Source organism: Arthrobacter sp. ISL-69 (genome assembly GCF_018613775.1).
In the GTDB taxonomy this organism is placed as follows: Bacteria; Actinomycetota; Actinomycetes; order Actinomycetales; family Micrococcaceae; genus Arthrobacter.
In genome coordinates this window covers 442,416-454,864 of the sequence record NZ_JAGGPO010000018.1, presented here as the reverse complement: position 1 = coordinate 454,864, position 12,449 = coordinate 442,416, and the positions used below count along the sequence as shown (strand labels likewise).

General features: G+C 67.3%; 13 protein-coding genes and 1 riboswitch. Of the genes, 6 read left to right on the top strand and 7 right to left on the bottom strand.

The window, feature by feature from the left end; all coding sequences use genetic code 11:
- Positions 1 to 8: 8 nt before the first annotated feature.
- Positions 9 to 311, top strand: coding sequence for a hypothetical protein (locus J7I79_RS14540; RefSeq protein ID WP_214954227.1), 303 nt, complete (start codon positions 9 to 11; stop codon positions 309 to 311).
- 38 nt (positions 312 to 349) lie between these two features.
- On the opposite strand, the gene J7I79_RS24780 is transcribed toward J7I79_RS14540, so the two are convergent.
- The 4 genes from J7I79_RS24780 to thiO all read right to left on the bottom strand — a co-directional run bounded on the left by J7I79_RS24780 (position 350) and on the right by thiO (position 3,407).
- Positions 350 to 1,015: a 4a-hydroxytetrahydrobiopterin dehydratase gene (locus tag J7I79_RS24780; protein WP_214954225.1), complete on the bottom strand. Its 666-nt coding sequence runs from the start codon at positions 1,013 to 1,015 to the stop codon at positions 350 to 352.
- Positions 1,016 to 1,045: 30 nt separating this feature from the next.
- Positions 1,046 to 1,861 (bottom strand): thiazole synthase, encoded by an 816-nt coding sequence (locus tag J7I79_RS14530; protein ID WP_214954223.1) that lies wholly within the window; start codon positions 1,859 to 1,861, stop codon positions 1,046 to 1,048.
- 5 nt (positions 1,862 to 1,866) lie between these two features.
- Complete coding sequence (gene thiS / locus J7I79_RS14525; protein ID WP_214954221.1) at positions 1,867 to 2,103, bottom strand: sulfur carrier protein ThiS; 237 nt, start codon at positions 2,101 to 2,103, stop codon at positions 1,867 to 1,869.
- Positions 2,100 to 3,407, bottom strand: coding sequence for a glycine oxidase ThiO (gene thiO, locus J7I79_RS14520; protein WP_214954220.1), 1,308 nt, complete (start codon positions 3,405 to 3,407; stop codon positions 2,100 to 2,102). The genes thiS and thiO overlap by 4 nt, the downstream gene beginning before the upstream one ends.
- Positions 3,394 to 3,513: riboswitch (TPP riboswitch) on the bottom strand. Its footprint overlaps the gene before it by 14 nt.
- 26 nt (positions 3,514 to 3,539) lie before the next feature.
- Between thiO and thiE the strand changes: the two genes are divergently transcribed.
- Positions 3,540 to 4,259, top strand: a complete 720-nt coding sequence (thiE, locus tag J7I79_RS14515) for a thiamine phosphate synthase (RefSeq protein WP_214954218.1) — start codon at positions 3,540 to 3,542, stop codon at positions 4,257 to 4,259.
- Here the strand turns inward: thiE and J7I79_RS14510 are convergent.
- Positions 4,256 to 4,930 carry a ferritin-like fold-containing protein gene (locus tag J7I79_RS14510; protein ID WP_214954216.1) on the bottom strand — a complete coding sequence of 225 codons (675 nt, stop codon included), beginning with the start codon at positions 4,928 to 4,930 and terminating at the stop codon, positions 4,256 to 4,258. The genes thiE and J7I79_RS14510 overlap by 4 nt on opposite strands.
- Before the next feature lie 41 nt (positions 4,931 to 4,971).
- On the opposite strand from J7I79_RS14510, the gene J7I79_RS14505 reads away from it, so the two are divergent.
- From J7I79_RS14505 to J7I79_RS14495, 3 genes are all read left to right on the top strand, one after another.
- Positions 4,972 to 6,444: an RNB domain-containing ribonuclease gene (locus J7I79_RS14505; protein WP_214954214.1), complete on the top strand. Its 1,473-nt coding sequence runs from the start codon at positions 4,972 to 4,974 to the stop codon at positions 6,442 to 6,444.
- 289 nt (positions 6,445 to 6,733) lie between these two features.
- On the top strand, positions 6,734 to 8,464 hold the full coding sequence (locus J7I79_RS14500; RefSeq protein WP_214954212.1) for a DEAD/DEAH box helicase: 1,731 nt from the start codon (positions 6,734 to 6,736) through the stop codon (positions 8,462 to 8,464).
- 8 nt (positions 8,465 to 8,472) lie between these two features.
- The gene (locus tag J7I79_RS14495; RefSeq protein ID WP_214954210.1) at positions 8,473 to 9,339 is read left to right on the top strand and encodes a site-specific DNA-methyltransferase; all 867 of its coding nucleotides are present in this window, start codon (positions 8,473 to 8,475) and stop codon (positions 9,337 to 9,339) included.
- A 13-nt stretch (positions 9,340 to 9,352) separates the two neighbouring features.
- Here the strand turns inward: J7I79_RS14495 and J7I79_RS14490 are convergent, their stop codons facing one another.
- Positions 9,353 to 10,201: a PHP domain-containing protein gene (locus J7I79_RS14490; protein ID WP_214954208.1), complete on the bottom strand. Its 849-nt coding sequence runs from the start codon at positions 10,199 to 10,201 to the stop codon at positions 9,353 to 9,355.
- Between the two features lie 28 nt (positions 10,202 to 10,229).
- Positions 10,230 to 10,655, bottom strand: coding sequence for an ester cyclase (locus tag J7I79_RS14485; RefSeq protein WP_214954206.1), 426 nt, complete (start codon positions 10,653 to 10,655; stop codon positions 10,230 to 10,232).
- Positions 10,656 to 10,833: 178 nt separating this feature from the next.
- Here J7I79_RS14485 and J7I79_RS14480 point away from each other — a divergent pair, with 178 nt between their 5' ends.
- Positions 10,834 to 12,426: an aminopeptidase P family protein gene (locus J7I79_RS14480; protein ID WP_214954204.1), complete on the top strand. Its 1,593-nt coding sequence runs from the start codon at positions 10,834 to 10,836 to the stop codon at positions 12,424 to 12,426.
- Positions 12,427 to 12,449 lie beyond the last annotated feature (23 nt).

The window sequence follows — 12,449 nt, the reverse complement described above, 5'->3', positions numbered from 1 at the left end:
TTCACCGAATGCTTTCCCTGGTAATCGTGGCCCTGGTCACCGTGGCCGCAGGCTTTGTTGTCTGGGCCAACGACCGGCGGCACGCGAAGTACGGCATCGCACTGCCGGCGGGAGTGGCTACCGCCGTGGGGATGCTGAGCTGGATCATCTTCATGGCCGCAGGGCTTGGCTACCAGCCCGGCCTGACGTGGATTCCGTGGGTGCTGCCCATGGTCCTGGGCACCGGGGCGGCACTCGCCGCCGCGGTGTACCTGGGCCGGAAGCGCGCCCTGCACGACACCAGGCAGCTGACGGCCGCGCTGAGGCTCTAGGGCTCTAGGGCCGGGGTCCGCGGTCCGAAGGCGGCCGGCTACAGGTCCGGTTCGTGGCCTTCCTCGGTGCACAGGCAGAGCCGGTTTCCCTGCGCATCCGTGACCACCACCCAGTTGGGTGCGTGGTCACGGTTCATTAATGCCCCGGTCGCCGCGGTTTTCTCCAGCGCCGGGCCGGATTCCGCCATGCTCCGGTGGATGTCCAGATGGAAGCGGTTCTCGTTGGGGGCGGCGGTTTCCTGGAACGAGAGCCCCGGCCCGCGGCCGTAGGGGTCAGCGAGGTCCCCGTACCTGCCTTTCCGGTAACCAAGGGCTGTCCGCCAGACTTCGGAAATCTCGCCCGGGTTGGCAGTGTCGATGACGATCTCCACGGTCCGGTACAGCCCCGGCTCCGCGGCGGCCCCTGCAGCAGCGGCGGCCTGGCTGACAGCTGCCGCGGCGGCGACGTCACGCTGCGTCACCTCGGTGCCGGCATCATGGGACGTGTAGCGGATGAAGACCCGGTTGTAGCGCCAGTCCAGGTCCGGGTGGTGGTTCTGTTCCTCGGCCAGGCGCCCGACGGCGGCAATCAGCTCGAGCGCACCGGCCGCCGTTGGCGTTTTGTAGACAGTCACGAGGCCGCCCAGCCGGTATCTCCAGTCGGGAAGGTCCGCCAGCGCGGCGTCAATCCGGGGTCGGGTAAGAACGTCTTCCTTGCCGGTCACCGTTGGCTCCCTTGGATGGTCTTGGACTGCCTAGAGGAACTCCGCCCGGCCTTCCATGGCCGACGACGCAAGAGCGTGCTCGCGGCGCGGAATCCGGCCGGCCGCTTTCGCCAGCCTACCGGCGATGACCGCGTGTTTGAAGGCCTCCCCCATCATCGCCGGATTCTGCGCCCGGGTCACCGCTGTGGCCAGCAGGACGGCGTCGCAGCCCAGTTCCATGGCGAGCGCAGCATCGGACGCGGTGCCGATGCCGGCGTCCAGCACCACGGGAACGGATGCCCGGGAAACAATGAGTTCGATGTTGTGCGGGTTCAGGATGCCCAGACCGGTACCGATGGGTGAGCCGAGCGGCATCACAGCGGTGGCTCCGAGGTTCTCCAGCCGCAGCGCCAGCACGGGGTCGTCGTTGGTGTAGGCGAACACCTTGAACCCGCGGTTGACGAGTTGCTCGGTGGCGTCCACCAGCTCCACGGCGTCCGGCAGGAGCGTGTGTTCGTCGGCAATCACTTCGAGTTTGACCCAGTCCGTTTCCAGCGCCTCCCGCGCCAGTTCCGCCGTCATGACTGCGTCCCTGGCCGTGAAACACCCGGCGGTGTTGGGCAGGACCCGGATGTTGTGGTCCACCAGGAGCTGGAACAGCGAGCCTGTTTCGGCCGGCGAGTAGCGGCGCATGGCCACCGTGGTCAGCTCCGTGCCGGACGCGATCAGTGCCGCCCCCAGCCCGTCCAGGCTGGGCGCACCGCCGGTGCCCATGATCAGCCGCGACCCCAGCGGAACACCGTCCACAATGAAGGGGTCCGCCGCCTGCTGTGCATGTGCCGCGCCGGCAACCGTGGTTCCTGCCATGATGCTCAACCTCCCTGTACCGCTGTAACGAGTTCGACGTCGTCGCCCTCGGCGAGCGCCGTGACGTACCACTGGCTGCGCGGCACTACCTCGGAGTTCCTCGCAACCGCCACTCCCAGTTTCTGGCCGTCGGCAGCCTGCCCGTTGGGGGCGAGGTTCCTGCCGGTGACCTGGCTGATGAGGGTGGTGACGGACGCGCCGTCGTCGACTGCGTGGGCCGTGCCGTTCAGTTTGATGTTCATGCTGTTTCCTTGTTCGGGTCAATTGTGACTGTGGTTGCGGACGGTGCCGGAAAACGGGAGAACCGGTCGGGCCGGAACGGCGCCCAGCGCGGATCGGCGTTGCCGTCCATCAGCTGCCTGCAGATGGCAGCGGCCGCGGGCGTCAGCAGGACGCCGTGACGGAAGAATCCGGTGGCAATGATCAGCCCCCCAATGTCCCGGCCGGTGCGGGCGTCCGCGACCCGCCCCAGCAGCGGCGCGTTGTCCGGCGTTCCCGGACGGGCCCTCGCGGTGGCTTCCAGGAGCTCCAGTTCAGCGACGGCCGGCACCAGCACCTGCGCGTCGCGGAGCAGCTGGTAGACGCCGCCGGCTGAAACGGCGGCCTCGGCAGGTGCCGCTGGTCCTGTGCCGGTGCCTTCAACGCCCGCAGCGGCGAGGGCGTCTTCGCGCTGCGTCGCCCCGATCACCACCGTTCCGTCCTGCCGGGGAACGATATAGACGGGGATTCCGTGGACCATGCCGCGGACAGTTGATGTCACCAGCGGCTGCAGGTAAGCGGGAACACGCAGGCGCAGGATGTCGCCGTACACCGGGCGGAGCGGCAGCCTCAGGCCGGTTGGCAGCCCGCCCAGGGCCGCAGACCCCAGCCCGTTGGCAACGATGGTCTCCCCGGCGTGCACGGTGCCTCCCCCGGCCAGGCTGACCCCGCTGACCCGCCCGTCCTCCCAGAGCAGGCCGGCGGCCCGCTCATGCACGGCGGATTCTGCCAGGGACTCCGCGATCAGGGCGAGGAGCCGGCGGGGGTCCACCTGGTGGTCGGCCGGAATGTCGAAGGCGCAGGAGATCCCGGGGCTCAGCAGCGGTTCGCGGGCCCGTGCTTCCCTGACTGTAAGAGGTTCCACTGTGAGGCCGCTTGCCCGCTGGACTCCCCGCAGGTCGGCGAGCGCCCGGCGGTCGGCGGCGTCGGCCCCTACGGCCAGGGTCGACGTCGTGAGGTAGCCGGTGCCGGTGGCTCCGCCGCCGGTATCCCGCGCCTCGAGGCCTGCGGCGAAGGCGGGCCACAGACCCGAGGAGTGAAGCATGAGTTCCAGGAGCTGTTCCTCCTGGTAGTGGAGTTCGCTCACTGGTGCCAGCATGCCGGCGGCGGCCCAACTGGCGCCCGTCCCCGGTGCGTCGTCGATGAGCACCACGGACCTGCCGGACTGCCGGGCTTCCCACGCGATGCCGTGGCCGATGACCCCTCCGCCTATGACGGCGACGTCGGCGCTGATTTCCCGGGTGCGCGCGGCGGGGCGGCCTGCTGCGGGTTGCGGGTTCATTGTCATCCTTCCCTACGCCGGTACTAACCGGATCAGGTCAAGCGGTCGGCTCTGACGCCCTCTCAGCCCTGCAGCTTTGTGACAGCTGCAGCGGGCTCCCGCGGTACCACCCCAGTTTAGAGGAACTAGGCTGGTGCCATGACCGAGCACGCCGTCCTCACCAGCGCCCGCCTGTACCTCTGCACCGATGCCCGCACCGACCGGGGCGATTTCGAAGACTTCGTCGATGCCGCCTACGCCGGCGGCGTTGACATCATCCAGCTCCGGGACAAGAACCTGGAGGCCGCCGAAGAGCTCGAGCTGCTTGAAGTGCTGGAGGCTGCGGCCCGCCGCCACGGCCGGCTCTGGTCGGTCAACGACCGCGCCGACATAGCCTCGCTCGCCGGCGCCCCGGTACTCCACATCGGGCAGAAGGACCTTCCCCTGGCTTCGGCCCGGAAATTCCTCGGCGATGACGCCGTGATCGGCCTGTCAACCCACAGCCCGGAGCAGATCGACGCCGCCATCGCCGCGGTTGCCGGTCCCGGCGGACTGGACTACTTCTGCGTAGGGCCGGTGTGGGCCACTCCCACCAAGCCGGGCCGGGCCGCCGTCGGCCTCGATCTGGTACACTACGCGGCCGGGGCCAGCGGCAAAACAACAGACAAAACAGCTGACAGCGCGGCTAAAGGGACCGTTGGCGGTCCGCTGCTGCCGTGGTTCGCCATCGGCGGCATTGACCTGGGCAACGTTGAACAAGTGGTGGCTGCCGGAGCGCAGCGCATCGTAGTGGTCCGCGCCATTACCGAAGCCGACGACCCGGCCGCAGCGGCCAAGTCGCTGTTGGCGGCGCTCGACGCCGGCCAGCAGTACAGCTAGCCGGTCAGGCCGAGCTGCGTCATACGCCGTGAATGGTTCCCCGCCAGGCCGGAGATCAGCCCGCTGACCAGCTCTTTCGCTGCGGCGTTGTCCTCGCCGCCGATCAGGCTTGCCAGGAAGGCGTGCTCGTAGCTGACGCGCTGTGCCTGGGTCAATGCTTCGCCCAGCAGCCGCCTGCCCCAGAGCGCAAGTCTCGACGCGAGCCTGGGGTCATCGGCCAGGGCGCCTTTGAGCCGTTCGCGGAGGACCTCGGTGGTCGCTTCGGAGTCCTGGATCTGTTCGATGAGTTCGCGCGTGGCGGCATCCACATACTGCGAGATGGCCCGATAAAAGTCGGCTGAGACCGTGTCGATGACGTAGGCCTTCATCAGGGATTCGAACCAGTCCCCCGGGCGCGTCCGGGAGTGGAAGTAATCCACGGCAGCCTGGAACGGCAGCATGGCGTCCTCGGCGTCGATGTTCATACTGGCCAGCCGGGAGCTCACCAGCTCGTAGTGCCGGAACTCCACCACGGCAATCCTGCCAAGCACGGCACGGTCGTGGAGGGTGGGCGAATGCCGCGCGTCCGCTGAGAATCTCTCGAAGGCCGACAGCTCCCCGTAGGCCATCATTCCGAACAGGTCTGCCACGAAGCGGTTGTAACGAGCGGTGTCAGCCGGGGATGAGCTCATCAGTCAAGACTAATGGCGCAAATCGAGCTAATCTGACTTTCGTGTCACATCATCGCCTGACTCCAAGTGTCCACGAGCAGACCAACCGTCTGGCCGAGGCGCTGCACGCGCTCCGGACGGAGTTGGAGCTTCCCGGCCCCTTCCCTGATGATGCCCTTCAAGATGCGCTGGCGGCCATTGCGGAGCACAAGATGCCTGACTTCGACCTCACGGACGTGGAATTCGTGACCATCGATCCCCCTTCCTCCACGGACCTGGACCAGGCCCTGTTCATTGAACGGTCCGGCGGGGGCTACAAGGTGCTCTACGCCATCGCCGATGTGCCGTCCTTCGTGCAGCCCGGCGGGGCACTCGACGCCGAAACCCGCCGCCGCGGGCAGACCTTCTACGCCCCCGACGGGCGGATCCCGCTCCATCCGGAAGTCATCAGCGAAAGCGCCGGCAGCCTGCTTTCCGGCCAACTGTGCGCCGCGTTTGTCTGGGAGTTCGAGCTGGATGAGGCAGCGCACGTGCAGTCGGTGCTGGTGCGCCGGGCCAGGATCCGGAGCCGGGCCAAACTCAGCTATAAGAACGTCCAGGAGGACCTCGATTCGGGCGGTGCCGGCCCGGTCCTGCAGCTCCTCAGGGAGGTGGGGCTCAAACGCGTGGAACTGGAGAGGCTGCGCGGCGGCGCCAGCCTGAACATGCCGGACCAGGAAATCCAGCAACTGCCCGACGGCGGCTACCGCATCGTCGCGGCGCCGCCCCTCCCCGTGGAGGACTGGAACGCCCAGATTTCCCTGATGACCGGCATGGCCGCCGCGGACCTGATGCTCGAGGGCAAGGTGGGCATCCTGCGCACCATGCCGGCGCCGGATGAACGTTCCCTCCTGCATTTCAAGAGGCAGACGCACGCACTGGGAAGGCCCTGGGACGGCCAGGCCAGCTACGGCGAGTACCTCCGGTCCCTTGATCCCACCGACCCGCGGCAGCTGGCTATCCTGCACTCCGCCGGCATGCTGTTCCGGGGCGCAGGCTACACACCCTTTGACGGCACGGTTCCGGAGGATGCCATCCAGTCGGCCATCGGGGCGGCGTACGCGCACACCACGGCCCCGCTGCGCCGGCTGATCGACCGTTTTGTCCTGGTGATCTGTGAAGCGCTGAGCAACCGCGCGGCTGTTCCCGGCTGGGCCCGGGAGGCACTCCCTTCCCTGCCGGAAATCATGGCCGCCTCGGACCAGCTGGCAGCGCGGATGGAACGCCTGGCCCTCGACACGGTGGAGGCGGCCCTGCTCATCAACCATGTCGGGCAGGAGTTCGACGCGGTGGTCATCTCGGGGTCGAAACCGGGCAAGCCGAACGGCAACGGCGGCAACGGGAACGGCAACGGACCGTCCGGCATCATCCAGATCGCCGACCCTGCGGTGACGGCCAGGTGCCCCGGTGAGCTCGAATCCGGCACCACCGTGCGGGTCAGGCTTCTCTCTTCGGACATCGCCACGCGGGAGATCAAGCTGGAGCTGGTGGACTGACTTGCGAGGCGTGCACGGGGCGTCAGTCAGGGATGGTTGCGCTCAACGGCTAGACTGAATGAGTAGTAATGGATGCCCGGTCGTTGATTTCCTTGATTTACGAATTCAACAAGCCCGCCCCTACGCGATCTTGAGACACACCCGCTGGTCCCCAGTGCCAGCATTTAGATAGCCCGCGATCGGCTTCCACTGGATTTGCTTGTGCGCTCGAGCGTGCTCCGGAACGGCCTTGCGGCCGGCCCCGTTGAGCAGGCGGCGCCAATGCCCAAATGAATAAGGAAACTCCCCTGTGAGTGAATTGCACACGCACCAACTTCTGACTGACGACACCGGCACGGAATCGATCGAGCCGGAAGAGACCATCATCTCGGACGAAAAACCTCACGAGATCGAGGAGAAGTCCTTCGCTGACTTCAACGTCCGCGCCGACATCGTGGAATCCCTGGCCGATGCCGGGATCACCCACCCGTTCCCCATCCAGGCGATGACCCTGCCGGTGGCTCTCGCCGGCCACGACATCATCGGCCAGGCCAAGACCGGCACCGGCAAGACCCTGGGCTTCGGCATCCCCGCGCTGCAGCGCGTCGTGGGCCGCGACGACCCCGGCTTCGACAAGCTGGCAGTCCCGGGCGCACCGCAGGCACTCGTGATTGTGCCGACCCGTGAACTGGCCGTCCAGGTGGCCAAGGACCTGGAAAACGCCGCCAAGAAGCGCAACGCCCGCATCGCCACGATTTACGGCGGCCGCGCCTATGAGCCCCAGGTGGATGCCCTGCAGAAGGGCGTCGAAGTTGTTGTCGGTACGCCGGGCCGCCTGATCGACCTGTACAAGCAGAAGCACCTGAGCCTGAAGAACGTCAAGATCGTCATCCTCGATGAGGCCGACGAAATGCTGGACCTCGGCTTCCTGCCCGACGTCGAGACGCTGATCGCCGGAACCCCTGCCGTCCGCCAGACCCTGCTGTTCTCCGCAACGATGCCCGGCCCGGTCATCGCCATGGCCCGGCGCTACATGACCCAGCCCACCCACATCCGTGCGGCTGACCCGGACGACGAGGGCCTCACGAAGCGGGACATCCGCCAGCTCATCTACCGCGCGCACAGCATGGACAAGATCGAGGTCGTGTCGCGCATCCTGCAGGCCCGCGGCCGCGGACGCACCATCATCTTCACCAAGACCAAGCGCACCGCCGCCAAGGTGTCCGAGGAACTGGTGGATCGCGGCTTCGCTGCGGCCGCCATCCACGGCGACCTCGGCCAGGGTGCCCGCGAGCAGGCCCTCCGGGCCTTCCGCAACAACAAGGTTGATGTCCTGGTGGCCACGGACGTCGCTGCCCGCGGCATCGACGTGGACGACGTGACGCACGTGATCAACTACCAGTGCGTCGAAGACGAGAAGATCTACCTGCACCGCGTTGGGCGCACCGGACGCGCCGGCAACAAGGGCACGGCCGTCACGTTCGTTGACTGGGACGACATGCCGCGTTGGGGCCTGATCAACAAGGCCCTTGGCCTGAGCGTGCCCGAGCCGGTGGAAACCTACTCCTCCTCGCCGCACCTGTTCGAAGAGCTGGACATCCCCGAAGGCACCAAGGGCCGGCTGCCCCGCGACAAGCGGGTGCTGGCCGGTGTCGATGCCGAGGTCCTGGAGGATCTGGGCGAGACCGGCAAGAAGCCCGGGCGCGGCGGCGCAAGGGACAGCGGCCGCGACAACGCAAAGGACGGTGCCCGCGGAGCCGGACGGGACAGCGGACGCACAGGCGGACGCGATACCCGCCGCAGCGGCAGCGAGGCCGGCGGACGCTCAGGTGACCGCCGTCGTCGTACTTCCGACAGCAGCACCGCAGCCGCTCCGGCAGCCGAGGCAGCACCCGCGGTCGCGCCGGCTTCCGCGCCGGCCGAGGTGGACCGCGCCACCCGCGCCCGCCGCCGCACGCGCACCCGCCGCCGCAACGGCGAAGTGGTTGCCGGTGGAAACGCAGCGCAGGACGGCGCGCAACGTGGCAACACAGAGGCCTAAACCCCTCAATGACTGACACCGTCTGGGCGCCGGACGGCAGCAACCTGGTGGTACACGCGGACAACGCGGAGTACCTGCCAACGCTGCCGGACGGCGCCTTCACACTCATTTACGTCGACCCGCCCTTCAACACGGGCCGCTCCCAGCGCCGCCAGCAGACCACCATGGTGCGCAACGCGGACGGCGACGGCGACCGCGTGGGTTTCAAGGGCCGCTCCTACGACACGATCAAGGGCGCCCTCCACAGCTACGACGACGCGTTCAGCGACTACTGGTCCTTCCTGGAACCAAGGCTCGTGGAAGCCTGGCGGCTGCTTGCCGACGACGGCACCCTGTACCTCCATCTGGACTACCGGGAAGTGCACTACGCCAAGGTGATGCTGGATGCCATCTTTGGCCGCGAGTGCTTCCTGAACGAAATCATCTGGGCCTACGATTACGGCGCCCGCGCCAAGTTCCGCTGGCCCACCAAGCACGACAACATCCTCGTGTACGTCAAGAACCCGGCCAAGTACCACTTCGACAGTGCTGAAGTTGACCGCGAACCGTACATGGCACCCGGCCTGGTGACTCCCGAAAAAAGGGAACTGGGCAAGCTGCCCACTGACGTCTGGTGGCACACCATCGTCTCCCCCACCGGCAAGGAAAAGACCGGCTACCCGACGCAGAAGCCCGAGGGCCTGATCCGCCGCGTGGTGGCCGCCTCAAGCCGTCCGGGTGACTGGTGCCTGGACTTCTTCGCCGGATCCGGCACGCTCGGAGCCGTGGCCGCCAAGCTCGGCCGGAAATTCGTCTGCGTGGACCAGAACCAGCCGGCCATCGACGTCATGGCGGGCCGCCTCGCCGCGCACGCGACCTTCACGTCGTTCCCGTAAGGAACGGAAGAGTTCACGGACGTACGACGGCGGTGCCGGTGGCCTGCTCTTCGATCCTCGCCAGGACCTCCGGGGAGGTCAGGTTCTCGCCCAGCAGGTTCGGCTTGCCCGTCCCGTGGTAGTCCGAGGATCCCGTCACCAGCAGGCCGTGCTCCTCGGCGAGTCCACGCAGGTAGGCCCGTCCGTCTTCAGGGTTGTCGCGGTGTTCGACCTCCAGGCCGGCCAGGCCGGCGTCGATCATTTCCAGGTAGGTCCGCCTGCCCACCACACGGCCGCGCGCGGAAGCCACCGGGTGGGCGAACACCGGCACGCCGCCCGCCGCCCGGACAAGTGCCACGGCCACGGCCGGATCCGGGGCATAGTGCTGAACGAAGTACCGGGAGCGGGACGTCAGGATGGACGCGAAGGCCTCGGTCCGGTCCGCAACCACGCCGGCCGCCACCAGGGCGTCGGCAATGTGCGGCCGGCCCAGCGTTGCGCCCGGTGCCACGTGGTGGATGACGTCGTCCCAGCTCAGCGGGTAGTCCTCGGCAAGGAGCGTGACCATGCGTTCAGCCCGGGTGAGTCGGGCGTCCTTGGACTTGGTGATCTCCTCCAGCAGGCCCGGATGTGCGGGGTCATGGAGGTAGCTGAGGAGGTGGACGCTGATGCCCTCATCGGTCCGGCAGGAAATCTCCATGCCGGGCACGAGGGCGACGCCTTCCGCGCGGGCCGCCAGGGAGGCCTCGGCCCAGCCGTCGGTGGAATCATGGTCGGTCAGTGCCACCACGTCAAGGCCCGCCGCTGCCGCGGCTGCCATCACCGTCGCGGGCGCCTCCGTGCCGTCGGAAACATTCGAGTGGGCATGCAGATCAATCCTCACTTGCCCAGCCTAGTAGATGGTGCCGCAGTCATTCCCCGGGCAGACGGATTACGCCGAGCTGCTGCATGAGGTCCAGATCATCCCTGTTGGACCAGTGCTCGACGATCCGCCCCTGCGCGATCCGGTGCACGGCCACAGCGGTCTCCCGCAACTTCGCACCTGTGGCGGGGAGGGGACCCGGAAGCTCGGCCTCGTGGGTTCCGGACGCAGTCAGCCGGGTTACCACCTTGTCGCCCTCGGCGATCTGGTCCTCGATCTCGTGCCGCCCGGGAGTCGCCGTCCAGAAAATCCGGAAGGCCGCCTTCAGGCCCTCCCGTCCGCCCGGCATGCCTGGAAACGGAGGGTTGTGGTCAAGATAATCCTCCGCAACCAACTCATCCATCGCGTCGATGTTTCCGGCGTCGATTTCTTCGTAGAACCGTCTGATAAGAGCCTTGTTGTCGTCCGTTTCCATGGCTGTCTTTCCGGTTGTTCACGGACGCCCGTCCCGTTGACGGACATTCCCCGTGGGTGCACATCGTAGACCCAAACGCGGCCACGCGGGAGCCCACCCTTTAAGGCCCGTACCCACGGGCTGGAGTGACCGTTCCCACCGTTGGCCTAAGCCACGTCGCTGGTGAGACTATGGGACGGTGAACGATGCAGATAACGCCTACAACGGCGAAACTACCTCAAACCAGCCCCTCGAAGAGCGCGTCAACAACCGCTCGCAGCGGCCCAGTTCCGACGCCTTCAAGGCCTTTATGGCCAGCAATTGGGCGCCGTCGGCACAAGAGCTCCCCGATCGGGACGCCGTTGCCGACCACGCCGCCAAACGACGTCGCACCATTTCGGGCCTGTTCAAAGGCGAACGCCTGGTGGTCCCCGCGGGGCCGCTGAAGGTCCGCTCCAACGACTGCGACTACCGCTTCCGCCCCCACTCCGGCTTCGCGCACCTGACCGGCCTGGGCCTGGACCACGAGCCGGACGCTGTACTCATCCTGGAACCGGTTGAAGAAGGAAAGGGCGACGACGGCGGGAACCACCGCGCCACGCTCTACTTCCGTCCCCTGGCCGGCCGGGACACCGAACAGTTCTACGCTGACTCCCGCTCCGGCGAATTCTGGATCGGTCCGCGGCCCACGCTCGCGGAATTCGAGCGGAGGCTGGGCCTCGCCACGGCGCACATCGACGAACTTGAACTCGCCATCACCAAGAACGTGGGTGCCCCCGAAATCGGCGGCATCTCCATCCGGCTGGTGCGCAAGGTGGACGAGAACATCGACGCCCTCGTGGACACTGCCCGGTACAACACGGCCAAGGACCCGGACAACCTGGACCTGGGCGTGCTCGACGCCCTCGACGAGAAGCTCACGGAAGCCCTCTCCGAGCTCCGCCTGCTCAAGGACCAGTGGGAGGTCGAGCAGATGCAGATCGCAGTGGCTGCCACGGTGGAAGGGTTCACCGAAGTGGTCAAGGCCCTTCCGCGGGCCCTGACGCACCAGCGCGGGGAACGCGTGGTCGAAGGCGCCTTCTTCGCCCGTGCCCGGGAAGAAGGCAACGAGCTGGGGTATGACACCATCGCGGCCTCGGGCAACAACGCCACGGTGCTGCACTGGACCCGGAACACGGGTACGGTCAACGCCGGCGAACTGCTGCTGCTGGACGCGGGCGTTGAAGCTGATTCGCTCTACACCGCCGACGTCACCCGTACGCTGCCGGCCAACGGGACCTTCACCGACGTCCAGCGGAAGGTCTATGAAGCTGTCCTGGACGCTGCGGACGCCGGCTTCGCCGCGGCCCTGCCGGGCACCAAGTTCCGGGACATCCACACTGCCGCCACCACCGTCCTGGCTGAGCGCCTGGCCGAGTGGGGCCTGCTGCCGGTGTCCGTCGAGGAGGCCATCAGCCCCGAGGGCCAGCAGCACCGACGCTGGATGCCCCACGGCACCAGCCACCACCTCGGCCTCGACGTGCACGACTGCGCCCAGGCCAAGCGCGAGCTCTACCTGGACGGTGTCCTCACCCCCGGCATGGTGTTCACGATCGAGCCCGGTCTGTACTTCAAGAACGAAGACCTCGCGATTCCCTCGGAGTACCGCGGCATCGGCGTGCGGATCGAGGACGACATCCTGATGACTGCAGACGGTCCGGTCAACCTCAGCGCGGCCCTCCCCCGCAAGGCCGACGACGTCGAGTCCTGGATGGCGGGCATCTACCAGGAAATCGACCAGCAGCAGCCGTAAGACCCACGCAAAAGGCCTCCGCC

Bases quoted from the DNA above. Each gene is read 5' to 3' on its own strand.
- J7I79_RS14495 (WP_214954210.1), top strand. From the start codon at position 8,473: ATGACTGACACCGTCTGGGCGCCGGACGGCAGCAACCTGGTGGTACAC.
- thiE (WP_214954218.1), top strand. From the start codon at position 3,540: ATGACCGAGCACGCCGTCCTCACCAGCGCCCGCCTGTACCTCTGCACC.
- J7I79_RS14510 (WP_214954216.1), bottom strand. From the start codon at position 4,930: ATGAGCTCATCCCCGGCTGACACCGCTCGTTACAACCGCTTCGTGGCA.
- thiS (WP_214954221.1), bottom strand. From the start codon at position 2,103: ATGAACATCAAACTGAACGGCACGGCCCACGCAGTCGACGACGGCGCG.
- thiO (WP_214954220.1), bottom strand. From the start codon at position 3,407: ATGACAATGAACCCGCAACCCGCAGCAGGCCGCCCCGCCGCGCGCACC.
- J7I79_RS14540 (WP_214954227.1), top strand. From the start codon at position 9: ATGCTTTCCCTGGTAATCGTGGCCCTGGTCACCGTGGCCGCAGGCTTT.
- J7I79_RS14530 (WP_214954223.1), bottom strand. From the start codon at position 1,861: ATGGCAGGAACCACGGTTGCCGGCGCGGCACATGCACAGCAGGCGGCG.
- J7I79_RS14485 (WP_214954206.1), bottom strand. From the start codon at position 10,655: ATGGAAACGGACGACAACAAGGCTCTTATCAGACGGTTCTACGAAGAA.